The sequence below is a fragment of the Pseudomonas aeruginosa genome (genome assembly GCF_001457615.1).
GTDB lineage: Bacteria > Pseudomonadota > Gammaproteobacteria > Pseudomonadales > Pseudomonadaceae > Pseudomonas > Pseudomonas aeruginosa.
Genome location: NZ_LN831024.1, coordinates 6,205,497 through 6,227,243, shown reverse-complemented (window position 1 = coordinate 6,227,243; position 21,747 = coordinate 6,205,497). Strand labels below are relative to the sequence as shown.

At 66.4% G+C, this 21,747-nt stretch carries 19 protein-coding genes; 10 read left to right on the top strand and 9 right to left on the bottom strand.

What is annotated here, in order from left to right; translation table 11 throughout:
* Position 1: 1 nt before the first annotated feature.
* Positions 2-1,789, bottom strand: coding sequence for a KinB sensor domain-containing domain (locus tag AT700_RS28550; protein WP_025271461.1), 1,788 nt, complete (start codon positions 1,787-1,789; stop codon positions 2-4).
* Positions 1,786-3,135 (bottom strand): sigma-54-dependent response regulator transcription factor AlgB, encoded by a 1,350-nt coding sequence (algB, locus tag AT700_RS28545; RefSeq protein WP_003102840.1) that lies wholly within the window; start codon positions 3,133-3,135, stop codon positions 1,786-1,788. Before algB ends, AT700_RS28550 begins: the two co-directional genes overlap by 4 nt.
* 475 nt (positions 3,136-3,610) lie before the next feature.
* Here algB and AT700_RS28540 point away from each other — a divergent pair, with 475 nt between their 5' ends.
* The 4 genes from AT700_RS28540 (at position 3,611) to AT700_RS28520 (ending at position 7,642) form a co-directional block, all read left to right on the top strand.
* Positions 3,611-3,772, top strand: coding sequence for a DUF1328 domain-containing protein (locus tag AT700_RS28540; RefSeq protein ID WP_003096961.1), 162 nt, complete (start codon positions 3,611-3,613; stop codon positions 3,770-3,772).
* A 21-nt stretch (positions 3,773-3,793) separates the two neighbouring features.
* Complete coding sequence (locus AT700_RS28535; protein ID WP_003114119.1) at positions 3,794-4,261, top strand: inhibitor of vertebrate lysozyme family protein; 468 nt, start codon at positions 3,794-3,796, stop codon at positions 4,259-4,261.
* A 712-nt stretch (positions 4,262-4,973) separates the two neighbouring features.
* Complete coding sequence (gene gltP / locus AT700_RS28525) at positions 4,974-6,308, top strand: glutamate/aspartate:proton symporter GltP (protein WP_003096956.1); 1,335 nt, start codon at positions 4,974-4,976, stop codon at positions 6,306-6,308.
* A 104-nt stretch (positions 6,309-6,412) separates the two neighbouring features.
* The gene (locus tag AT700_RS28520) at positions 6,413-7,642 is read left to right on the top strand and encodes a nucleoside recognition domain-containing protein (RefSeq protein ID WP_003102844.1); all 1,230 of its coding nucleotides are present in this window, start codon (positions 6,413-6,415) and stop codon (positions 7,640-7,642) included.
* Between the two features lie 18 nt (positions 7,643-7,660).
* Here the strand turns inward: AT700_RS28520 and AT700_RS28515 are convergent, their stop codons facing one another.
* Positions 7,661-8,701, bottom strand: a complete 1,041-nt coding sequence (locus AT700_RS28515; protein WP_003146826.1) for a DUF5924 family protein — start codon at positions 8,699-8,701, stop codon at positions 7,661-7,663.
* Positions 8,702-9,074: 373 nt separating this feature from the next.
* On the opposite strand from AT700_RS28515, the gene AT700_RS28510 reads away from it, so the two are divergent.
* Both AT700_RS28510 and AT700_RS28505 read left to right on the top strand, forming a co-directional pair.
* Positions 9,075-10,364, top strand: a complete 1,290-nt coding sequence (locus AT700_RS28510) for an MFS transporter (RefSeq protein WP_003096941.1) — start codon at positions 9,075-9,077, stop codon at positions 10,362-10,364.
* 142 nt (positions 10,365-10,506) lie between these two features.
* Positions 10,507-11,067 (top strand): GNAT family N-acetyltransferase, encoded by a 561-nt coding sequence (locus tag AT700_RS28505; RefSeq protein WP_003096934.1) that lies wholly within the window; start codon positions 10,507-10,509, stop codon positions 11,065-11,067.
* 5 nt (positions 11,068-11,072) lie between these two features.
* On the opposite strand, the gene AT700_RS28500 is transcribed toward AT700_RS28505, so the two are convergent.
* Positions 11,073-12,446: a M16 family metallopeptidase gene (locus tag AT700_RS28500; protein ID WP_015649868.1), complete on the bottom strand. Its 1,374-nt coding sequence runs from the start codon at positions 12,444-12,446 to the stop codon at positions 11,073-11,075.
* Between the two features lie 68 nt (positions 12,447-12,514).
* Positions 12,515-14,263 (bottom strand): Na/Pi cotransporter family protein, encoded by a 1,749-nt coding sequence (locus tag AT700_RS28495; RefSeq protein WP_003096931.1) that lies wholly within the window; start codon positions 14,261-14,263, stop codon positions 12,515-12,517.
* 353 nt (positions 14,264-14,616) lie between these two features.
* Between AT700_RS28495 and AT700_RS28490 the strand changes: the two genes are divergently transcribed.
* From AT700_RS28490 to prfH, 3 genes are all read left to right on the top strand, one after another.
* A complete protein-coding gene (locus tag AT700_RS28490; protein ID WP_003121370.1) occupies positions 14,617-15,417 on the top strand; it encodes a substrate-binding periplasmic protein in 801 nt (266 codons plus the stop codon).
* Between the two features lie 367 nt (positions 15,418-15,784).
* Entirely contained in the window at positions 15,785-16,924 is a 1,140-nt protein-coding gene (locus AT700_RS28485) for an RNA ligase RtcB family protein (protein WP_003121369.1), read from the top strand.
* Complete coding sequence (gene prfH, locus AT700_RS28480; RefSeq protein ID WP_016852284.1) at positions 16,921-17,535, top strand: peptide chain release factor H; 615 nt, start codon at positions 16,921-16,923, stop codon at positions 17,533-17,535. Before AT700_RS28485 ends, prfH begins: the two co-directional genes overlap by 4 nt.
* A 5-nt stretch (positions 17,536-17,540) precedes the next feature.
* On the opposite strand, the gene AT700_RS28475 is transcribed toward prfH, so the two are convergent.
* The 4 genes from AT700_RS28475 to AT700_RS28460 all read right to left on the bottom strand — a co-directional run bounded on the left by AT700_RS28475 (position 17,541) and on the right by AT700_RS28460 (position 21,213).
* Positions 17,541-18,305 carry a TerC family protein gene (locus tag AT700_RS28475; protein ID WP_003096920.1) on the bottom strand — a complete coding sequence of 255 codons (765 nt, stop codon included), beginning with the start codon at positions 18,303-18,305 and terminating at the stop codon, positions 17,541-17,543.
* Positions 18,306-18,325: 20 nt separating this feature from the next.
* Positions 18,326-19,630: a CitMHS family transporter gene (locus AT700_RS28470; RefSeq protein ID WP_003096918.1), complete on the bottom strand. Its 1,305-nt coding sequence runs from the start codon at positions 19,628-19,630 to the stop codon at positions 18,326-18,328.
* Positions 19,631-19,909: 279 nt separating this feature from the next.
* On the bottom strand, positions 19,910-20,272 hold the full coding sequence (locus AT700_RS28465; protein ID WP_003102543.1) for a DUF2388 domain-containing protein: 363 nt from the start codon (positions 20,270-20,272) through the stop codon (positions 19,910-19,912).
* Positions 20,269-21,213: an AEC family transporter gene (locus AT700_RS28460; RefSeq protein WP_003096914.1), complete on the bottom strand. Its 945-nt coding sequence runs from the start codon at positions 21,211-21,213 to the stop codon at positions 20,269-20,271. Before AT700_RS28460 ends, AT700_RS28465 begins: the two co-directional genes overlap by 4 nt.
* 67 nt (positions 21,214-21,280) lie before the next feature.
* Here AT700_RS28460 and AT700_RS28455 point away from each other — a divergent pair, with 67 nt between their 5' ends.
* A complete protein-coding gene (locus tag AT700_RS28455) occupies positions 21,281-21,700 on the top strand; it encodes a GFA family protein (protein WP_003102545.1) in 420 nt (139 codons plus the stop codon).
* The last annotated feature ends 47 nt before the right edge of the window (positions 21,701-21,747 follow it).

Below are 21,747 nucleotides of genomic sequence, written 5' to 3'. Positions count from 1 at the left end.
GTCACACTGGCAGCAGCATGTAGAAGCGCGCGCCCTGGCCCGGTTGCGAGCGCACCGCGATGCGCCCGCCATGCAGTTGGATGATTTCCTTGCACAGCGCCAGGCCGAGGCCGGCGCCGCCCTTCTTGCGTCCGACCTGGACGAAAGGCTCGAAGATCCGTCCTTGCTGGCTGAAGGGAATGCCTTCGCCATTGTCTTCCACCGCGATCAGCACCCGGTCGCCCTGGCGCCGGGCCTGCAGGTGGATCTGCCCGCCTTCGCTGCTATGGCGCAGGGCGTTTTCCAGCAGGTTGTCGATCACCCGCTCGATCTGCAGGCGATCGAGCTGCAGGCGCGGCAGCTCATCGCCCAGCTCCAGTTGCAGCGAGACCCGGCGGGCCTCGCCCTTGGGAATGAAACGCTGCTGCGCCTGGGTGAGCAGGTCGACGAGGTCGCAGGAAGCCAGTTCGAGCTTCTGCATGCCGGTCTGGTAGCGCGAGAAGTTCAACAGGTCGTTGATCAGCAGGACCAGCCGCGACATCTCTTCGTCCACCGTCTGGATCAGGTCCGCTTCCCGCGACTCAGCGGGGAAGTCCAGGCGTTCGCGGAGCAGGCTGAAGGCCATCTGCATGCCGGTCACCGGCGTGCGCAGTTCGTGGGAGGCGCGCAGGACGAATTCGCTGCGGACCCGTTCGAAGGCGCGCTGCTCGGTCACGTCGCGGACCACCAGCACCGCGCCGACGCTATGCCCGCCGGGATGGGTGACCGGATACAGCGACCAGGCCAGCAGGCGCGACTCGCCGGCGACGTCCACCACCAGGTCGGGCATCGCCTCGTCCTGGACTTCGCCGAGCAGGGCCTTTTCCACCGCCTCCTGGACATCGACATCGCTGAGTATTTCGTCGATCCGCTTGCCATGGGGGTCGTTGGAGACGAACAGCTGGCGGATCGCGACCGGGTTGGCGTGTTCGATGCGTCCCTGGTTGTCGAAGATCACCAGGCCGTCGTCGATGCTGTCGAGTACCGCCTGCAGGCGCCGCTCGCCGGAAAGCACCTCTTCGACGCTGGTCTTGCGATACTGCCGCAGGGCCTCGGCCATCAGGCCGAAACGCCGGGTCAACTGGCCGACCTCGGCGACGTTGGTCATCGGCAGGGTCACGTCGAAATCGCCTTCGCCGATCCTGTCCGCCGCCCGCGCCAGGGTTTCGATCGGCGCGCCGAAGCGCCGGGCGATGCTGTGGGCGGTGACGAAACCGATCAGCAGGATGGCGACGCCCACCAGGCCAAGCAGGCCGGCGACCAGGTAGGCACGATGGCGGGCGCTGGTCTCGGCGTCGCTGATGCCGGCCAGCGCCAGTTGCTGCAGGTCCTGCAGGCGCAGGCGCAGGCCATTGAAGGCTTCGCTGAAGCCGTCGTTGTCGGCCATGGGCGCCTCGAGCAGGGCCGGGGTGTGCGCCTGCAGTTGCAGGTAGGCGTCGCGGACGCCATCCAGGGCGGCCTGCTCGGCGCTGTCGACGGTATTCGCCCGGCCCTGTTCCAGGACTCGTCGGAAGTCGTTTTGCGAGCGCTCCAGGGCCTGCCCGTCGGGGGTTTCGCGGAGCAGTATGACCAACTGGTCGCCGAGCAACTGGCGCAGTTGCTGGCTCACCTCGATGGTCGCGTAGTGGTGCGACATCCGTTGTTCCTGGGCGCGGCCGAGCTGCATCACGCTGAACAGCCCGAGCAGCAGGCCGAACAGCGAGACGGTGATCAGCGCGGAAATGCTGAGGAACAACCGGGTCCGGAGCTTCATCGGCAGCGGCATGCTCATAGGCCGTACTGCTTGCGCTTCCGGTACAGGGTCGAGGCATCGATACCGAGGGTCTTGGCGGCCTGGTCGAGGGTCGCGCTGGAGGCCATCACCGCCGTGATATGGGCTTTCTCCAGGTCTTCCAGGCTCAGCGATTCGCCGATCCGCGGCGCGCTGCTGGCAGATTGCGCAGCGCTGAAACCGAGGTGGTCGACATCCACCAGTTCCTGGTTGCAGATGATGCTGGCGCGTTCGATCACGTTGCGTAGCTCGCGTACGTTGCCCGGCCAGGGGTATTGCCGCATGGCCTCGCGGGCGGCTTCGCTGAAGCCGCGGGCGGGGCGGCCGTAGTCCTTGACGAAGCGGGCGAGGAAACGTTCGGCCAGGCCGAGGATATCCTCGGCGCGTTCGCGCAGGGGAGGCAGGTTGAGCACGATCACGTTGAGGCGGTAGAGCAGGTCCTCGCGGAACTGGCCCTGGGCGACCATCGCGCCCAGGTCGCGGTTGGTCGCGGCAAGGATGCGTACGTCGGCGCGGCGGGTCACCGGATCGCCGACGCGTTCGTATTCCTTGTCCTGGATGAAGCGCAGCAGCTTGGGTTGCAAGGTCAGCGGGAAGTCGCCGATCTCGTCGAGGAACAGGGTGCCGCCGTCAGCCTGGCTGACCCTGCCCAGGGTGCTTTCGGTGGCACCGGTGAAGGCGCCGCGACTGTGCCCGAACAGTTCGCTTTCCATCAGTTCGGCGGTCAGCGACGGGCAGTTGATGGTGACCTGGGGCTTCTTCGCGCGTTTGCTCCAGGTGTGGATGGCGCGTGCCAGTTCGCCCTTGCCGGAGCCGGATTCGCCGAGGATGAGGATGTTGGCGTCGGTCGCCGCTACCTGGCGCGCGGTCTCCAGTACCGCGGCCATGGCCGGGCTGTGCGATTCCAGGCCGTCGCCCTGGCGGCGCACTTCGTCCTCCAGGGCCTCCAGGCGCGCGGTCAGTTGGCGCACCTCCAGTTGCTTGGCGGCGGCCAGGCGCAGTTGGTCCGGGCTGCAGGGCTTGACCAGGTAATCCACCGCGCCGGCCTGCATGGCATCGACCGCGGTATCCACCGCCGAATGCGCGGTGACGATCACCACGCGCATCCATGGCGCCTGGACGCGCATCTGGGCGAGAACGTCGAGCCCGTTGTCTTCGCCCAGGCGCAGGTCGAGGAAGCACAGGTCGAATACCTGGCGCTGCAACAGGGCCTCCGCCTGCGGCGCGCTGCTGGCGGTGGCCACGCTGTAGCCTTCGTCTTCGAGGCAATAACGGAAAGTGCGCAGGATCGCCGACTCGTCATCGACCAGCAGGATGCGCCCCTGTTTTTCGGAAGTGGTTTCCATCGTTGCTTTTTATCCTCTAGGGAATTCACTGCCATTCGGCTTCTGGGTTAGTCCCCGGAAAGCCCATGCAAGTTGCAGAGCGCCCCGCCGCCCATCCGGGCGGCCAGGGCGGCGTGCAACCCGCCGATGTCTGTTCTTGGGTTTTCGGGAAGCCGTGGCGGCTCCACGGATGGCTCCGGGTAGCAGGTGCCGGGTCGCTTCCCTGTTGCATGTGACAGCGTACCGCGCCGATCGTGCAAAACGCCCGGAATAATTTGTCGCGTCGTGCAGGATGAACTGCGCAGACTACCTGGGTTGTTTTATAACTTATTGAATTAAAAGTGTTTTTATTTTTCAGAAAGGCTGGCATGCGGCGTGCAATGAGGTAGTCACGGTCTCCCTGAAGAAAAAAATGGACACAGGCCGGTTCGCTACCCCGATGGGCCTGGCCCCGAGGCGGTACCGACAGTTCCGAAGGCACACAGGAGAAAACATCATGCTTAGTTGGGCTATCACCTTTCTGATCATCGCCATCATCGCTGCCGTCCTCGGGTTTGGTGGCATCGCAGGTGCCGCCACCGGAATCGCGAAGATCCTCTTCGTGCTGTTCCTGGTGCTCTTCGTGGTCTCGTTCTTCTTCGGACGCCGTCGCGGCTAGCCGGATGCCAAGGAGAAAGCGATGCGACTCATGCGTAACCTGATGAACGCACTGCTGCTCGGTGCCGCCGCCAGTTCGCTGGCGGTGGCGGCCGACAGGGACGGCGAATACCGCTTGAACGAACTGCAGAGCACCGATGCCGGATACCGCAAGGCCTGGCAGAACCTGGTGGAAGACGAGAGCCGCTTGCCCGACTGGGTGATGAATCTCTCGGGAACCGCTACGCCGATGCATGCCGTCGACGACCAGGGCGACAAGTATCTGGTTGGCGGTCTCTGCGAGAAGTCCGATTGCAAGGGCCAGCGCCTGCTGGTCGCCTTCGATTGGGACAAGAGTCATGCCTACGGGCTCTACGTGCAGGTGCCTGAAGGGCTGCCGCAGGACAAGTCGCCGAGCAAGCACGCCAGCTTCCGCTGGCTGGGCAAGCCGGAACCGGCGGTACAGAAGATCCTCGACGAACAACTCAAGGCCGATCCGAACTGGTACTGAGGCGGAACGGGCTTGCGTGACACCGCCCCGCCCGCAGCGGGGCATGGCCAGGGGACCGGGATGCGCTGGGTGAGGTCGATCCGGCGGGTTCCAGGGGTACAGGGAGTACCTCCTTCGGGGTCGGGCCAGGCGAAAACGCGCCGGAGGGGAGCCACCGATGTCTCGCTGCCTTCCGGCGCGCTTCTATATATAGAAGGGGTACGATGCTCCGCCGTCCGGCGGAGCGTCGGCTTCCGCAGCGATACTCCGCGAACTTCCCTGATATCGATCAATGCCTGTGGATGGCGGAGTCGTTTTACAATCGACCGCCCGCGCGTTCCGAGGCGCCCTCCCAGAAGGGCTTTACCGCGCGGTTATCCACAGAATGCCGCTTATCCACAGCCGGCGATGGCGTGCCGGACGGCCTTGCGTGTCCTGCGACCATCCATCGCAGCGATGATGAGCGACTTTCAACTTCCCAGGATGGGCACGAGGCTCCCGGGCCTTGCACGGAGTGCCTTCCGCTCCCTGTTCTTGTACGAAAATCAAGGGCAATCTCCTGTGGGACGGACGTTTCATTAGTGATTTCTCATGCCGATTCGGCATGGGGCAGTCACTTACGGCATTAGACGGGGTAGGGGAGCGCATGAATCATTGCGCCCTTTCGCCTGTCGGGAGCGACTCTCCCGTTGGAGCGACTCCCGACTTCCACAAGAATTAAGGGTGACGAAACATGGGTAAAGCCAAGCTAAGCCTCGCCTGGCAGATCGTGATCGGTCTGGCACTCGGTATCGCCGTCGGCGCAGTGCTCAACCATTTCAGCGCCGAAAAGGCCTGGTGGATCGCCAACGTGCTGCAACCGGCCGGCGACATCTTCATCCGTCTGATCAAGATGATCGTGGTGCCGATCGTGATTTCCTCGCTGGTGGTCGGCATCGCCGGCGTCGGCGACGCGAAGAAGCTTGGCCGCATCGGCCTGAAGACCATCATCTACTTCGAGATCGTCACCACCGTCGCCATCGTCGTCGGCCTGCTGCTGGCCAACCTGTTCCAGCCCGGCACCGGCATCGACATGAGCACCCTGGGTACCGTGGACATTTCCCAGTACCAGAAGACCACCCAGGAAGTGCAGCATGACCATGCGTTCATCGCGACCATCCTCAACCTGATTCCCTCCAACGTCTTCGCCGCCATCGCCCGTGGCGAGATGCTGCCGATCATCTTCTTCTCGGTGATGTTCGGCCTCGGCCTGTCGAGCCTGCCCAACGACCTGCGCGAGCCGCTGGTGAAGGTGTTCCAGGGCGTTTCCGAGACCATGTTCAAGGTCACCCACATGATCATGAAGTACGCCCCTATCGGTGTCTTCGCCCTGATCGCGGTGACCGTCGCCAACTTCGGCTTCGCCTCGCTGCTGCCGCTGGCCAAGCTGGTGATCCTGGTCTACGTGGCCATCGTCTTCTTCGCCCTGGTGGTGCTGGGCCTGATCGCGCGGATGTTCGGCTTCTCGATCATGCGCCTGATCCGCATCTTCAAGGACGACCTGGTCCTCGCCTATTCCACCGCCAGCTCGGAAACCGTGCTGCCGCGCATCATCGAGAAAATGGAAGCCTACGGCGCGCCGAAGGCGATCAGCAGCTTCGTGGTGCCCACCGGCTACTCCTTCAACCTCGATGGCTCGACCCTGTACCAGAGCATCGCGGCGATCTTCATCGCGCAGCTTTACGGCATCGACCTGTCCATCGGCCAGCAGATCATGCTGGTGCTGACCCTGATGGTGACCTCCAAGGGTATCGCCGGCGTGCCGGGCGTATCCTTCGTGGTGCTGCTCGCCACCCTGGGCAGCGTCGGCATCCCGCTCGAGGGCCTGGCCTTCATCGCCGGCGTGGACCGCATCATGGACATGGCGCGCACCGCCCTCAACGTGATCGGCAATGCCCTCGCGGTGCTGGTCATCTCCAAGTGGGAAGGCATGTACGACGCGGCCAAGGGCCAGCGCTACTGGGATTCGCTGCCGCACCTGCGGCAGGCGGTCGGCGAAGCCAAGGGCAAGCAGGCCACCCTCGAATAAGGCGGCTTCCCGCCCAGGAGGCCCCGGCATCGTCCGGGGCCTCGGCGTTTCTGGCGCCGGCACCGCCTGCGCCGCTATCATCCGCGCAACGCGGGGGATTCTGAATGCTGAACGGCTTGTGGTTGGGTTTTTTCCTGGTGGCGGCGGCGAGTGCGCTGGCGCGCTGGTTGATCGGCGGCGATGCGACGGTGTTCGCGGCGATGGTGGAGAGCCTGTTCGCCATGGCCAAGCTGGCGGTCGAGGTGATGGTCCTGCTGTTCGGCACCCTGACGCTCTGGCTCGGTTTCCTGCGCATCGCCGAGAAGGCCGGGCTGGTGGAGCGCCTGGCGGTGCTGCTCGGTCCGTTGTTCCGCCGGCTGATGCCGGAAGTGCCGCCGGGGCATCCGGCGATCGGCCTGATCACCCTGAACTTCGCCGCCAATGGCCTGGGTCTGGACAACGCCGCCACGCCGATCGGCCTGAAGGCGATGAAGGCGTTGCAGGAGCTCAATCCCAGCAGCACCACCGCGAGCAATGCGCAGATCCTCTTCCTGGTGCTCAACGCCTCGTCCCTGACCCTGCTGCCGGTGACTATCTTCATGTACCGCGCGCAGCAGGGCGCGGCCGATCCGACCCTGGTATTCCTGCCGATCCTCCTGGCCACCAGCGCCTCGACCCTGGCCGGCCTGCTGTCGGTGGCGCTGATGCAGCGCCTGCGCTTGTGGGACCCGGTGGTGCTGGCCTACCTGATCCCCGGCGCGTTGCTGCTGGCCGGCTTCATGGCGGTGCTCGGCACGCTCTCGGCCACCGCGCTGGCGCAGCTGTCCTCGCTGCTGGGCAACCTGACGCTGTTCAGCCTGATCGTGCTGTTCCTGATCGTCGGCGCGCTGAAGAAGGTGCCGGTCTACGAGAGCTTCGTGGAGGGGGCGAAGGAAGGTTTCGACGTCGCCAGGAACCTGTTGCCGTACCTGGTCGCAATGCTTTGCGCGGTTGGCGTGTTGCGCGCTTCCGGGGCGCTGGAAGTGGTACTCGGCGGGATACGCTGGGCGGTCGAGGGGCTGGGTTGGGACAGCCGCTTCGTCGAGGCGCTGCCCACCGCGCTGGTCAAGCCGTTCTCCGGCAGCGCGGCGCGGGCGATGCTGCTGGAGACCATGCAGACCCACGGCGTCGACAGTTTCCCGGCGCTGGTCGCCGCCACCGTGCAGGGCAGTACCGAGACCACCTTCTACGTGCTCGCCGTCTATTTCGGCTCGGTCGGCCTGCAGCGCGCGCGCCACGCGGTGGGCTGCGCGCTGACCGCGGACCTGGCCGGGGTCATCGCCTCCATCGCCGTGTGCTACTGGTTCTTCGCCTGAGGTCGCCAGGCTTCGACGTCACTGGGTGACGTCGAAGCGCAGGGTGCCGATCATCTGTCCGGCCTCGGTGAGTACCTTCACCTGCCAGTGGCCGACCGGGTCGCCGGGGAAGTTCTGCTTGTGGGTCCAGGCCCGGTAGCCCTCCTTGCGGCCGCCGTGGATATCCAGGGCGATGCGGTCGAACTCCTTCCCGTTGAACATCCACACGTGATAGATGCGCTCGTCGAGGCCGCGCGGCGCGTTGATCGCGGTATAGGCGAACAGGCCCTGGCTGCGCAACTGGGCGGCGCCGACCTGCTCCAGGCTGTCGCCGGGCGTGCGGCTCTGGTCGTCGAACTGGCTGCTCACCGCCACTTCGGTCAGCCACAGGGTGGCCGGCGGTACCCAGGTGCGGCCGAACCATCCGGCCAGGCCCACCGCCAGGGTCAGGCCGAGAAGCAGGAAGCCGCGCCACCAGTGCTGTAGCGGGAAGGTCACGAGCAGGCTGGGGAAGGACAGCACGACGGCGATGCCCAGCGACAACCGGTAGCTTTCCGGGGTGGTCAGGTGCAGCAGGATCGGCAGCGAGGTCAGCAACACCGCGAACAGGGTCAGGGTGTGGTAGGCGAGGAACACCCAGCGACGCCTGGACAGCCAGCGATAGTAGAGCGGATCGGTGATGGAGATCAGTGCCGCGGCGGCCAGCGTCCCTGTGAACAGCGCCTGGCCGCTGTTCCAGGTGGTGGTGATGAGAAAGAACGGCAGGACGAAGAACAGGCTTTCCTGGTGGATCAGTTGGGTCGCGTAGCGCAGCAGCGGCGCCGGGATCTCCCAGCCGAAGCGGCGGGCGAAGGTCTCCCGCAGGAGGTTCTCGAGGATCAACCAGACCCAACTGACCAGCATGATGATCGCCAGCACCTGGGCGAAGCCCTTCTGCCGGTCGACCATGATGAAACTGAACACGCCCGAACAGAAGCCGAACAGGGCGATGGTGCGCGGATAGCGGGCCATCAGGCCGCCGACCAGGGCGATCAGTTGCTCCAGGCGGGCCTTGAGGATGGGGCGTTGTTGGTTGGGCATGGGGACCAGCGGGTTCTCGATCGGAGCTGCTCGGCCAGCCGGCCGGGGCGCGCAGCATAACCCCGGCCGGGTTTCCTGGGTATGAACGAAGGACAGCTGCCGCGTGGCGAATGTTTCCTTCGCCCGACAGAGGCTCCGCTCTCCTTTCTGGAGGTCGACCAGGGAAAAAGGCGTCGCTTTCCCGACCGATGGTCGCGAAGCTTTCGACAGCCTTTCAAACCCCTTCAATTCGCACCTTTCGGGCAATTTTAGATTGTTCGACAGGAGTTTTTACACATATGGTTACAACTCGGTCGATGGATGACGTACCCGCCTGCGTGGCCATCGACGCCGCCATGGACCGCTTCCCCGTGTCTGCCTGAGTGTGTGTCCCATGGCCTCTAATAAATCCAAAGGTGTCGCCATTTTCCGTGTGGTCAGTGGCAACTTCCTCGAGATGTACGACTTCATGGTGTATGGCTTCTACGCCACCGCCATCGCCAAGACCTTCTTCCCCGGCGACAACCCGTTCGCCTCCCTGATGCTGTCCCTCGCCACCTTTGGCGCCGGCTTCCTGATGCGGCCGCTGGGTGCGGTGTTCCTGGGCGCCTACATCGATCGCCACGGCCGCCGCCAGGGCCTGATCATCACCCTCGGCCTGATGGCCATGGGCACCCTGCTGATCGCCTTCGTTCCCGGCTATGCCACGCTGGGCGTGGCGGCGCCGTTGCTGGTGCTGTTCGGCCGGCTCCTGCAGGGTTTTTCCGCCGGCGTCGAGCTGGGAGGGGTTTCGGTCTACCTGTCGGAGATCGCCACGCCAGGACGCAAAGGCTTCTTCGTCAGTTGGCAGTCGGCCAGCCAGCAGGTCGCGGTGGTTTTCGCCGGCCTGCTCGGCGTGCTCCTCAACCAGTGGCTGAGCCCGCAGGACATGGGCGAATGGGGCTGGCGCGTGCCGTTCTTCATCGGCTGCCTGATCGTTCCGGCGCTGTTCGTCATCCGTCGCTCGCTGGAGGAAACGCCGGAGTTCGAGGCGCGCACCCACCGACCGTCGCTGTCGCAGGTGCTGCGCTCCATCGGGCAGAACTTCGGCGTAGTGCTGGCCGGTACCGCGATGGTGGTGATGACCACCGTATCGTTCTACCTGATCACCGCCTACACGCCGACCTTCGGCAAGAACGAACTGCAACTGTCGGACCTCGACAGCCTGCTGGTGACCATGTGCATCGGCCTGTCCAACTTCATCTGGCTGCCGGTGATGGGCGCGTTCTCCGACCGCATCGGGCGCAAGCCATTGTTGCTGGGTGCCTCCGCGCTGGCACTGCTGACCGCCTACCCGGCGCTGTCCTGGCTGGTCCGCGAGCCGAGTTTCGCCGGCCTGCTCGGCGTCGAGTTGTGGCTGTCGTTCCTCTACAGCAGCTACAACGGCGCGATGGTGGTGGCGTTGACCGAGGTGATGCCGGCGGACGTGCGCACTACCGGTTTCTCCCTCGCCTACAGCCTGGCTACGGCGACCTTCGGTGGTTTCACCCCGGCGGTCTGCACCTGGCTGATCCACACCCTGGACAACCGCGCGGCCCCGGGCATCTGGCTCAGTGGCGCGGCGCTGCTGGGGCTGCTCGCCACCCTGGTGCTGTTCCGCCGGCGCGGCAAGGAGATCGCCGAGGCCGAGCTGGCCAACGCCTGAGGCGTTTCGCCGCATGCCGTGCGTCGGCTCCCGCCGGGGCTGCGGCGGCGGCGTTGATGTCGATCAACCGGAGCTGCGCCAAACCGCGTAGACAGGAAGGAAGTGGTTGTACCGACTTCCTTCCCTTCCTGGAGATCGCATCATGTCCAATGTACAAAATGCCAGCCGGTCTTCCGCGTTCGCGGCGGTAGAGGGCGACCATTGGGTCGAGTCCCTCGACGATGGCCGCCACGTGCTGATCCGTCCCCTGCGCGAGGAGGACCGGGAGCGCGAACGCCAGTTCATCAACCGGCTGTCCCCGGCGACCCGCCACTTCCGCTTCCTCGGCGAGATCAAGGAAGCCAGCCCGGCGCTGCTCGATCAACTGATGGACATCGACTACCAGCAGAGTATGGCCTTCGTTGCCCTGGTGCACGAGGACGGTGAGCTGCGCGAGGTCGGTATCAGCCGCTACGCCGCCTGCTGCGAGGAAGGGCAGTGCGAATGCGCGGTAACCATCGCCGACGACTACCAGGGTCTGGGCCTCGACGCCGTGCTGATGCGCCATCTGATCGACGTGGCGCGGCGCAACGGCTTCCGCCAGATGTATTCGGTGGACTCGGCGGCCAACCGGGCGATGCGCGACCTTTGTTGCGCACTGGGCTTCGTCGGCCAGCGCGACCCGGACGACTCGACCCAGGTCATCCACCGCCTGGCCCTGTAGCCCGGTCAGGCGCGCCGGCGGCGCAGGCCGAACCAGAGCAGGCCGCTGGCCAGGAGACCGGCGGCGAGCAGCAATGGGTAGAGCATGTCGTCGTCGAATAGCGGCTTTTCGATGCGCAGGTAGCCTTCGCCGTCGAACAGCCGCTTCGCCAGCGCGTTCGCCTGTTGCAGGCTGACCTTCGCCAGGCGGCGCTCCTCATTGGGGAAATGGCCGTCCTCGTAGTCGGCCAGCGAGCCCCAGTAATAGTCCGCCAGCGCCGCGTTGCCCTGGGTGCTCCAGGCCAGCCTGGCGCGCTCGGCGAATTGCACCCGCTTGAAACGCCCCGGGTCCAGGCCATGCTGGCGGATGCCGTCGAGCAACTCGCGCAGGGCGGCCTCGGTGGCGGGTAGGTCGCTGCGCTCGACATCCGCGTCGAGGCTGAAGAAGCCCTGGTTGGCGAACACCTGGCGATCGGTCGATGGCCCGTAGGTGAGTCCGCGACGCACACGCAGGTCGGCGTACAGCGCGTCGTTCATATAGGCCTGGAGCAGGACCATGGCGTCCGGGTCGGCGTCGTCCGGCTCCGGATAGATCCAGTGCAGCGTCGCACCCTCGCCGAATGGCCGGGTGATCAGGGTGCGCCTGGCCTCGGCATGCCCGTTGGCCGCCGGCAGCTCGCGGCGCTCGGGGAGCTCGTGGTCTTCCAGGGTGCCGAAGGTCCGGGTCAGATAGGCCGGCAGGCGCGGATCGAGGTCACCGACCAGGATCAGGGTCATGTTGCCCGGTACGTACCAGTCGCTGCGCAGCCGCTCCAGCTGCTCCGCGCCAAGCGGCGCCAGCGGCGCGCGCTGGGAGCAGGCCAGGCCCAGTTCCACCGCCAGTTGGTCCATGGCGCCACGGCCCAGGTTCTCGCGGTCGAGCCAGCGCTGCAGGTGCGAGTAATGGCCGCCGCCTTCGCGCTCGATCACTCGCTTGGCGGCGGCGATGCGCGGCTCGTCCAGTTCGGTGCGGGTGATGGTGTCCAGCAGCAGGTCTAGGACCTGCCGCTGGGTGGCGGCAGGTGCCTCGATGACGAAGGTGGTGTCGCCTTCGCTGGTGTAGGCGTTCCATTGTCCGCCGAGGGCCTGCATGCGGGCTTCCAGGTCGGCCTCGTCGCCGCCGTCCAGGCCGCTGAAGAACAGGTGCTCGAGCAGGTGCGGCAGCTGCTTTTCACGGCACGAGAAGTCGGCGAAACCGACCCCCACCACCAGCCGGATCGAGACGTGCCGGTGCTGCTCGGTGGGCTTGAGCAGCACGCCCATGCCGTTTTCCAGCTGGAAGGCTTCGACCTCGCTGCGCTGGTCGGCGTACGACCAGGGGCAGAGCAGGCAGAACAGCAGCAGGGTGGACAACGAACGCATGGGCCGAGCCTGGAACTGAAAATACCGAGAATAGCGGATGCTTCATGACGAACCTACCCGCAGAACGGCTAATGTCGCGAACGGCGCGTTTCCGCTCGCTCCTCGGCGAGCGCTGGCTCGGCCAGCGGCGCCGAGGTCATGTCGTCGACTTCGTCGGCCCAGTCGTCCTCGTCCCGCCGAGTGCCCTCGTCGGCCGCGCTGCTCGGCGCGTCTGGATTGTCCAGCACGGCGTAGGCGATGGCGCAGAACAGCGAGTTGAGACGCTTCATGTCGCTGATCAGGTCCAGGTGCAGCGAGCTGGTCTCGATGCTCTGTACCACCTGCTGGTGCAGGCGGTCGACATGGGCATGGGCGTAGCGCCGTTCCTGCAGACGGAAGCGCTGCTTGGCCCGGCGCAGGCGCTTGGCGCTGTCGAGGTCGCCGTTGAGGAACACCGAGAGACCCAGGCGCAGGTTGGAGACCAACTGCTGGTACAGGGTGCCGATCTCTTCCAGGCCGGTGTCGGAGAACGAGCGGCTGCGCGAGGTCTTCTTGTCCTGCACGGCGGCGAGCATGTGCTCGATGATGTCGCCGGCCTGCTCCAGGTTGATCGCCAGCTCGATGATCTCCGCCCAGCGCCGGCTGTCGCGTTCGGACAGGTCCTCGCGCGGCATCCTTGCCAGATACAGCTTGATCGCGGTGTAGAGGGCGTCGACGTCGTCGTCGAGCTTGCGGATGTCCTTGCCGAGCAGCGGATCGCCGCCGCGGATGATCTGCATCAGATTGTTCAGCATCTGCTCGACGGTGTCGCCCATGCGCAGGGTCTCGCGCACCGCGTTGGCCAGCGCCAGGCTCGGCGTGTCGAGGGCGGCGGGGTCGAGATGGCGCGGCCGGGCGACGTCGTCGGGAAGGGCACGGTCGGGCATCACACGGGTGCAGAAGCTGGCCATGGCGTTGGTCAGCGGCAGGCAGGCGAGGCAGCGCGCGGCGTTGTAGAGCACGTGGAAGGCGATCACCAGTTCGGCTGTGCTGAACTGCCAGTGATCCATCCAGTCCGCCAGCGGCCCCACCAGGGGCAGCACCAACAGGCAGCCGGCGACCTTGAACAACAGGCTGCCGAGGGCCACCCGGCGACCGGCGGCGTTTTGCGCGGTGGCGCTGAGCATGGCCAGGATGCCGCTGCCGAGGTTGGCGCCGACCACCAGGCACAGCGCGACTTTCAGCGAGATCACCTTGGACGCGGCGAGGGTCGCGGTAAGCAGCACGGCGGCCAGGCTGGAATAGGAAATCATGGCGAACAACGCGCCGGTCAGCGCGTCGAGCATGATGTCGCCGGTCAGGCTGGAAAACAGTACCTTGACGCCCTTGGCTTGGGTCATCGGCTCGGCGGCGGCGACGATCAGCTGGAGCGCCAGGATGATCAGGCCGAGGCCGATGAATACCCGGCCGAGCTGGCCGAGGCGGGTCTGTTTGCGGCTGAGGAAGAAAATCACGCCGAAGAAGATCAGCAATGGCGAAAGCCACGACAGGTCGAGGGTCAGCACCCGCGCCATCAGCGCGGTGCCGACATCGGCGCCGAGCATGATCGCCAGGGCCGGCGCCAGTGCCATCAGGCCCTGGGCGACGAAGGAGGTGGCCAGCAGGGCGGTGGCGTTGCTGCTTTGCACCAGGGCGGTGACGCCGATGCCGGCGGCGAACGCCAGCGGGCGTTTTTCCACGCTGCGACTGAGGATGCGCCGCAGGTCGGCGCCGTAGACCCGGAGGATTCCGGTGCGGACGATATGCGTGCCCCACACCAGCAGGGCGACGGCAGAGAGCAGGTCGAGCAGTTTCAGCATGGCGTGGCCCCCCTGGCACTACGACGAATGGCCAACCTCGCGCCAGGTTCCGCGTGCGTTGCGCCGCGGAGCCCGGACAACGGCGCCAACGGCCACGATGGAAAGGCAGCGTTCAGGCGAGTTGTAACACGAACGTCATATTTGGACAGGCGCCCCCCGCGGGAGTTCGTCTCGGCAGCCCGAGCGGCAGGGCGCCTACCCTTCATTCAAGCGTGCGCGCCGGGAAACGGCGAAGATTTTTTCGCCTTCCGTTCGATGCATGCGTTTGCGCCACAGGCCATGGAATTAGCCGACAGGAAGGGTATCCTTTGCACCTTTTAAAAAGCCCCGGTCTAGAGGGATACAGAGGAGTGGTGCGGATGCGATTTTCGGGGATCAGTGGCTGCCTCTCGGCAGCGGTGTTGGCGCTCGGGGTAGGGGGAGCGCCGGTGGTTCAGGCCGATGCGCTGGGCGATAGCCTGGAGCAGGCGCACATCCGCAAGGCGACCTTCGCCGCGCCGGCCTGGGAAGGCTATACCAACGCCGACGGCAGCGGTCTGTACTGGGACCTGCTGAAGCAGGTCTATGCGCCCTACGGGCTCGACGTGAAATTCATCAACATGCCCTGGAACCGCGCCAACAAGCTGATGACCGCGGGCTCCATGGTCGATGGCGTGCCGGGCGAGATCCCCGGCGTTGAGGGCAAGCTGTACGCCCAGTTGCCGATCGACATCGAGTACCACGGCGTGATGCATGCGGCGAAGACGCCCTTTTCCGGCCGCGCCAGCCTCACCGGCAAGCGCGTCGGCTGGCGCCACAGCTACAACCTGATCCCCGCGGAGCAGCGCGACTTCACCCTGGTCGAGTGCGTCCGCCCCGAGCGTTGCACCGAGCAGGTCCAGAACGGCGAGCTGGATTTCTTCCTCGACGAGCCGGACGAACTGGAAAAGCAGCGCAGCGAAGCGCATCTGCCGGCCGACGCCTACCCGATCGCGCAACTGCCGCCCGGCAAGGAGTCCTTCATGACCTTCGCCGACAGCGCCAGCGGCCGGCTCCTGCGCGAGGTCTACGACGCGCGGGTACGGCAGATGGCGGCGTCCGGCGAGCTGCGGGCGCTCTACCAGCGCTGGAACAGCGAGGTGCCCGGCGCCGTGCAGGCTCTTTCGGCGCAGTGATGCGCCGCTCATTTCCATCGCGAAGCCTTTCCGGGGCTTGCGCGGTGGGAATGAAACGCCTAGGATTCGCCCTTCATTTCCCCCACTTACGCACCGCAAAGGAGGTTACATCGATGATTCAGTTCTCTACCCTTTGCAGGCTGCGCCTGGCCTAACGGCCACCGAAACCTACCGCTCGACCCCCTGCACCGCTGAACGATTCCCGCCCTTGCGTCCGCGCAAGCTTCCGGCGAGAGGTCATCGGCTGCCGCGGTCACCGCTCCCCAGGTTTTCACTTCTCCGTTAGACGCCCTTCGCCCTTCCGCGAGTGCCCGCTCGGCTTCGGTCTGCCCCCCGGATCTACCGTTTCAATCACATGGATTGGATTATGGGCAACTACATCAAGCCTTTGTCCGCGGGCGTCGCACTGATCGCCTCGGACAGCACCTGGATCGAAGGCAAGGCGATCCAGCAACTGCAAACCACCGCCGAACTGGACGGCATGTGCCGCGTCGTCGGTCTCCCGGACCTGCATCCCGGCCGCGGCTATCCGGTCGGCGCGGCGTTCTTCTCCGTCGGTCGCTTCTATCCGGCGCTGGTCGGCAACGACATCGGCTGTGGCATGGCCCTGTGGGAAACCGGCCTGGCCCCCGGCAAGCTGTCGGCGGACAAACTGGAAAAGCGCCTGGGCAATCTCGACCTGCCGCTGGACGAGACCTGGAGCGACTGCATCGAAGCCCTGGATCTACCGGCCCGCGAGCACTGGCGCGCGCTCGGCACGATCGGTGGCGGCAACCACTTCGCCGAGCTACAGCAGGTCGAGACCGTGTTCGACCAGGCCGCCCTGCACGCCCTCGGCCTCGATGCCGGCCGCCTGCAACTGCTGGTGCACAGTGGCTCGCGCGGTCTCGGCCAGGCGATCCTGCAAGAGCAGGTCAGCCTGCATGGCCACGCCGGCCTGCTCGACGGCAGCCTGGAAGCTTCCGCCTACCTGGCGCGCCACGCCGATGCGCTGCGCTTCGCCGAGGGTAACCGCCAGCTCATCGCCCGGCGCATTCTCGAACGCTTGCGCTGCGACGGCCTGGAACTGCTCGACATCAACCACAACCTGGTGGCGCCGGCACAGGTCGATGGCGTCGACGGCTGGCTGCACCGCAAGGGCGCCACCCCGGCCGACCAGGGCGTGCTGGTGATCCCCGGCTCGCGCGGCGACTACAGCTACCTGGTGGAGCCTGTGCCGAGCGCGCAGAGCCTGTTCTCCCTGGCCCACGGCGCCGGTCGCAAATGGCAGCGCGGCGAGTGTCGGGAGCGTCTGGCGGCGCGCTTCAGCGTCGACCAGTTGGGCCGTACGCGCCTTGGCAGCAGGGTGATCTGTGGCGACCGCCAACTGATCTACGAGGAAGCGCCGGAAGCCTACAAGGGTATCGACTCGGTGGTCGGCGCGCTGCTCGAAGCCGGCCTGCTGCGCCTGGTCGCCCGCCTGAAGCCGGTGCTGACCTACAAGACCCGTGGGGAGTGCTGCCGATGATCCTGCTGCAACTCTCCGCGGCCCAGGGGCCGGCGGAATGCTGCCTGGCGGTGGCGAAGGCGTTCGAGCGGCTGTGCCTCGAGGCGGCGCAAGCCGGCGTCGAGGTCGAGGTAATCGAGGAGGTGGCCGGCGAGCGTCCGCGCACCTGGCGTTCGCTGCTCCTGGGGCTGCGCGGCACTGCCGCCGAAGCGCTCGCCGAGCGCTGGTGCGGCGGTATCCAGTGGATCTGCCCCAGCCCCTACCGGGCAAGGCATGCGCGCAAGAACTGGTTCATCGGCGCGGAGCGCTTCGCCGCGCCGCCGGCCAGTCTGGAGGGCGAGATCCGTTTCGAGACCCTGCGCTCTTCCGGCCCCGGCGGCCAGCATGTCAACACCAGCGACTCGGCGGTGCGCGCCACCCACCTGGCCAGCGGCATCAGCGTCAGGGTGCAGAGCCAGCGTAGCCAGCACGCCAACAAACGCCTGGCGATCCTGCTGATCGCCCGGCGCCTCGCGGACCAGGCGAGCAGCGCGGCCGACGCGCTGCGCGCGGAGCGCCGCCGGGCCCACGGTCGGATCAGTCGCGGCGCGGCTCGCCGGGTATTCCGCGGCGAGCGTTTCGAGCCGGCCTGAGCGGCTCAGTCGCCGAGCACTTCCTTGCGCAGCTTCACTGGCTCTTCGCCCCGCTTGCGCGCGGCAGCGCCGCGCATGCGGATGTTCAGCGCCTCCACGGCCAGGGAGAAGGCCATGGCGAAGTAGACGTAGCCCTTCGGCACATGGACTTCGAAGGCTTCGGCGATCAGCACCGTGCCGACCACGATGAGGAACGACAGGGCGAGCATCTTCAGCGACGGGTGCTTGTCGATGAAGTCGCTGATGGCGCCGGCGCAGAGCATCATCACCAGTACCGCGACGATGATCGCCGCGACCATCACCGGCACGTGGGAGACCATGCCGACGGCGGTGATCACCGAGTCCAGGGAAAAGACGATGTCGATGATCGCGATCTGGATGATGGTGCCGATGAAGCCGCCCGCCGACCCCTTCGGTTCATCGCCGCTTTCTTCCTCGCCTTCCAGGCCCTGGTAGATCTCCGAGCTGCTTTTCCAGAGCAGGAACAGGCCGCCGAAGAACAGGATCAGGTCGCGTCCGGAGATGCCCTGGCCGAACAGGTGGAAGAGGTCGGCGGTCAGGCGCATGACCCAGGTGATCGACAGCAACAGCAGGATCCGCGTCACCATCGCCAGGGCCAGGCCGAAGAAGCGGGTGCGTGGCTGCAGGTGCTTCGGCATGCGCCCGACCAGGATCGAGATCATGATGATGTTGTCGATGCCGAGGACGATCTCCAGGGCGGTCAGGGTGAAGAACGCAATCCAGATTTCCGGGCTGGTCAGCCATTCCATGAAGCGGTCACTCGTCTCGGTCAGTTACTGAACAGGGGGAACAGGCCCAGCAGCAGGGCCATGGCGAGGATTGCCAGGCACACCAGCACGGCCCATTTCAGGGTGAAGCGCTGGTGGTCGCCGAAGTCGATCTTGGCCAGCCCCACCAGCAGGTAGGTGGAGGGCACCAGCGGGCTGAGCAGGTGCACCGGCTGGCCGACGATCGAGGCGCGGGCCATTTCCACCGGGGTGATGCCGTATTCGGCGGCGGCCTGGGTGAGGATCGGCAGGACGCCGTAGTAGAAGGCGTCGTTGGACATGAAGAAGGTGAACGGCATGCTCACCAGCGCGGTGATGGTCGCCAGGTATGGGCCCAGCGCCGGCGGGATCACCGCCAGCAGGCTCTTGGACATGGCGTCGACCATCCCGGTGCCGGAGAGGATGCCGGTGAACACCCCGGCGGCGAAGATCAGCGAGACCACTGCGAGAATGTTCTCGGCGTGTGCGCCGATGCGCTTCTTCTGCTCCTGGATGCACGGGTAGTTGACGATCATGGCGATGCCGAAGGCGATCATGAACAGCACCGGCATCGGCAGCAGGCCGGCGATCAGGGTCGCCATCAGGACCACGGTGAGAATAGCGTTGAACCACAGCAGCTTGGGCCGGCGCGCCTCCGGATACTGCGACACGCTGATCTCCGCCAGGTCCTCATGGTCGGTGGGCAGGTGCAGCTCGCCGAGGCGGGCGCGCTCGCGCTTGCCGTAGATCCAGGCGATGGCGAAGATCGCCAGCAGCCCGGCGATCATCGCCGGGATCATCGGCACGAAGATATCCGCCGGGTCGACGTGCAGGGCACTCGCCGCGCGGGCGGTGGGGCCACCCCAGGGGGTCATGTTGAGCACGCCGCTGGAGAGCATGATCAGGCAGGCCATCACCAGCGGGCTCATGCCCAGGCGGCTGTACAACGGCAGTACGGCGGCCACGCAGATCATGTAGGTGGTCGAGCCGTCGCCGTCGAGGGAGACGATCATCGCCAGCGCCGCGGTGCCCAGCGAGACCTTCAGCGGGTCGCCCTTGACCAGCCGGAGGATCTTGCGCACCGCCGGGTCGAACAGCCCGGAGTCGATCATGATGGCGAAGTAGAGGATCGCGAACATCAGCATCACGCCGGTCGGCGCCAGGGTGCGGATGCCGTCGAGCATCATCGGGCCGAGGCCGGCGGCGAAACCGCCGATCAGGGCGAAGGCGATCGGGACCAGGATCAGCGCGATCAGCGCGGACAGGCGCTTGGTCATGATCAGGAACATGAAGGTCGCCACCATGGCGAAGGCGAGCAGGGTCAGCATGGGTTCACTCCGGGGAAGACGGCGGACGGGCGTGCGGCGTGCGGTCAGCAGGCGGCGGGCGGGTGGCGTCGCGCGGACGGAGTGCGGCTGTAGGCGTGTGCGGAACGGGGCATGGCAATCACCATTGTTGTTTTTGTACGGGTAAGCGGGCGTCTCGTGGGCGCGCCGTCGTGTCCGGTCTTCTGCCGGTGGTGGGCGGATGCTACGGCGGGAAGCTTTCAGGCAGCTTTCGCTGGATAACGGCGGGAAACGTGCGGGTAATTTCGGATATATGGTCGATCAGGGCTGCCGCGCGAGGAGCGCCGCGGCCAGTTGCAGGTCGCTGTACCCGGCGTATTCCGGGGCTTGGCGCAGGACCTGCAAGGCTGCCTGGAGGTACGCGCCACGGATCGCACCGTCGCTGGCGACGAAGCTGGCGGCGTCGTCCCGCGCCTGGACGAGCTTGTCGCCCTCGTCAGCGCTGGACTCCTGTGCGCTGACGGTGCTGCCGATGAACGGGCCGACGGTGGTGACGGCCGCCCAGAAGAAGGTGGCGGCGCCGGGTTCGTCGTCGAATTCGGGAAACACCTTGATGAAACCGAAGGCCGGTTGGCAGAGCAGGCAGAGCGCCGTGAGGGCGGCGGCGACGCGTCCTGTCGTCATGGGCTTCCTTGCAGCACGAGGAGTACGCCGACCAGAGTGGCGCCGGAAAGCAGCGTTTGCAAGGTAATGATGCCCGCCATCAGGTGGCCGTCGCCGCCCAGTTGGCGGGTCAGCACATAGGCGGTGGGCGCCGTCGGCAGGGCGAAGAACAGTACCAGCACGGCGCTTTCCATGCTCGGCAGGCCCAGCCCGCGAGCGATGGCGAAGGCCAGCAGGGGCATCGCCAGCAGCCGCGCCGCGCAGTTCCAGCCAAGGGCCGCGACTTCGCCGCCGAGTTCCTGGGGTTTCAGCGCCGCGCCGACGCACAGCAGGCCCAGCGGCAGGCTGGCCACCGCCAGCAGGTTGAGCAGGCGATCGCTGCCGCCGGGCAGGCCGACGCCGGCCAGGTTGACCAGTGCGCCGGCGAGGCAGGCGAGGATCAGCGGGTTCTTCAGGATCGGCAGCAGCAGCGCGCGCAGGCTGATGCCGCGCTCGGCGGTCAGCGCCCAGACCGACATCACGTTCACCGTCGGCACCATCAGCGCCAGCATCAGCGCGGCCAGGGTCAGGCCCGGCTTGCCGTACAGGCTGCCGACCGCGGCCAGGCCGAGATAGGTGTTGAAGCGCAATACGCCCTGGGCGATGGCGCCGAAGCGCCCGGCGTCCCAGCCGCGCCAGCGCTTGCAGAGCAGCAGGGCGAGCCAGGCGACGCCGAGCCCGAGCAGTACGGCCAGGGCCTGGCGGGCCAGGCCGGGGTCGTCCAGCGGCGCGGTCGCCAGGTTGCTGAACAGCAGCGCGGGAAACAGGATGAAGTAGTTCAGGCGTTCTGCGGCAGGCCAGAAGGCTTCGCCGGGAAAGTCCCAGCGGCGCAGGGCGTAACCGCCGACGATGAGGGCGAACAGCGGCCAGAGGGAGTAGAGCAGAGCGGTCACGGGCACCCCCGGATAGTGGAATCCGCTCATCTTGCGAGGTGGCTGCGGCACAGGGCAAGTCCGGCTTATGCTGGCACTCCCGCGAGGAGGATTCGCCATGCCCGAGACCCATACCGGCGGTTGCCATTGCGGCTATCTGCGCTACGCCGTCGCCGCGCCGCTGGACGATGTCGCTCACTGCCACTGCTCGATCTGCCGGCGCACCACAGGCGGCATCGTCACCACCTGGGCCACGGTGCCGCGCGCGGCGTTCCGCTGGCTGGCGGGCGAACCGGCGGAATATGCCTCGTCGGCCAGCTGCACGCGCTACTTCTGCCCGCGTTGCGGGGCCAACCTGGCGTTGTTCACCCGGCTCAGCGCCGATACCCTGGACTTCACCGTGGCCAGCCTCGACCATCCCGAGCGCGCCCCCGCCAACCGGCACATCTGGGTCGGCAGCCGCCTGCCATGGCTACACCTCGACCCGCAGTTGCCCGAAGAGGACGAGGAGTTCATCGCCGGAGCGGACGACCCGTGAGCGAAGACCGGAGGTGGCACCTGTAGGGCGAATAACGCAGAGCGTTA

What these genes read in the sequence shown, in the direction of transcription:
- AT700_RS28550 (WP_025271461.1), bottom strand. Translation starts at nt 1,789, where the DNA reads ATGAGCATGCCGCTGCCGATGAAGCTCCGGACCCGGTTGTTCCTCAGC.
- algB (WP_003102840.1), bottom strand. Translation starts at nt 3,135, where the DNA reads ATGGAAACCACTTCCGAAAAACAGGGGCGCATCCTGCTGGTCGATGAC.
- AT700_RS28540 (WP_003096961.1), top strand. Translation starts at nt 3,611, where the DNA reads ATGCTTAGTTGGGCTATCACCTTTCTGATCATCGCCATCATCGCTGCC.
- AT700_RS28535 (WP_003114119.1), top strand. Translation starts at nt 3,794, where the DNA reads ATGCGACTCATGCGTAACCTGATGAACGCACTGCTGCTCGGTGCCGCC.
- gltP (WP_003096956.1), top strand. Translation starts at nt 4,974, where the DNA reads ATGGGTAAAGCCAAGCTAAGCCTCGCCTGGCAGATCGTGATCGGTCTG.
- AT700_RS28520 (WP_003102844.1), top strand. Translation starts at nt 6,413, where the DNA reads ATGCTGAACGGCTTGTGGTTGGGTTTTTTCCTGGTGGCGGCGGCGAGT.
- AT700_RS28515 (WP_003146826.1), bottom strand. Translation starts at nt 8,701, where the DNA reads ATGCCCAACCAACAACGCCCCATCCTCAAGGCCCGCCTGGAGCAACTG.
- AT700_RS28510 (WP_003096941.1), top strand. Translation starts at nt 9,075, where the DNA reads ATGGCCTCTAATAAATCCAAAGGTGTCGCCATTTTCCGTGTGGTCAGT.
- AT700_RS28505 (WP_003096934.1), top strand. Translation starts at nt 10,507, where the DNA reads ATGTCCAATGTACAAAATGCCAGCCGGTCTTCCGCGTTCGCGGCGGTA.
- AT700_RS28500 (WP_015649868.1), bottom strand. Translation starts at nt 12,446, where the DNA reads ATGCGTTCGTTGTCCACCCTGCTGCTGTTCTGCCTGCTCTGCCCCTGG.
- AT700_RS28495 (WP_003096931.1), bottom strand. Translation starts at nt 14,263, where the DNA reads ATGCTGAAACTGCTCGACCTGCTCTCTGCCGTCGCCCTGCTGGTGTGG.
- AT700_RS28485 (WP_003121369.1), top strand. Translation starts at nt 15,785, where the DNA reads ATGGGCAACTACATCAAGCCTTTGTCCGCGGGCGTCGCACTGATCGCC.
- prfH (WP_016852284.1), top strand. Translation starts at nt 16,921, where the DNA reads ATGATCCTGCTGCAACTCTCCGCGGCCCAGGGGCCGGCGGAATGCTGC.
- AT700_RS28475 (WP_003096920.1), bottom strand. Translation starts at nt 18,305, where the DNA reads ATGGAATGGCTGACCAGCCCGGAAATCTGGATTGCGTTCTTCACCCTG.
- AT700_RS28470 (WP_003096918.1), bottom strand. Translation starts at nt 19,630, where the DNA reads ATGCTGACCCTGCTCGCCTTCGCCATGGTGGCGACCTTCATGTTCCTG.
- AT700_RS28465 (WP_003102543.1), bottom strand. Translation starts at nt 20,272, where the DNA reads ATGACGACAGGACGCGTCGCCGCCGCCCTCACGGCGCTCTGCCTGCTC.
- AT700_RS28460 (WP_003096914.1), bottom strand. Translation starts at nt 21,213, where the DNA reads ATGAGCGGATTCCACTATCCGGGGGTGCCCGTGACCGCTCTGCTCTAC.
- AT700_RS28455 (WP_003102545.1), top strand. Translation starts at nt 21,281, where the DNA reads ATGCCCGAGACCCATACCGGCGGTTGCCATTGCGGCTATCTGCGCTAC.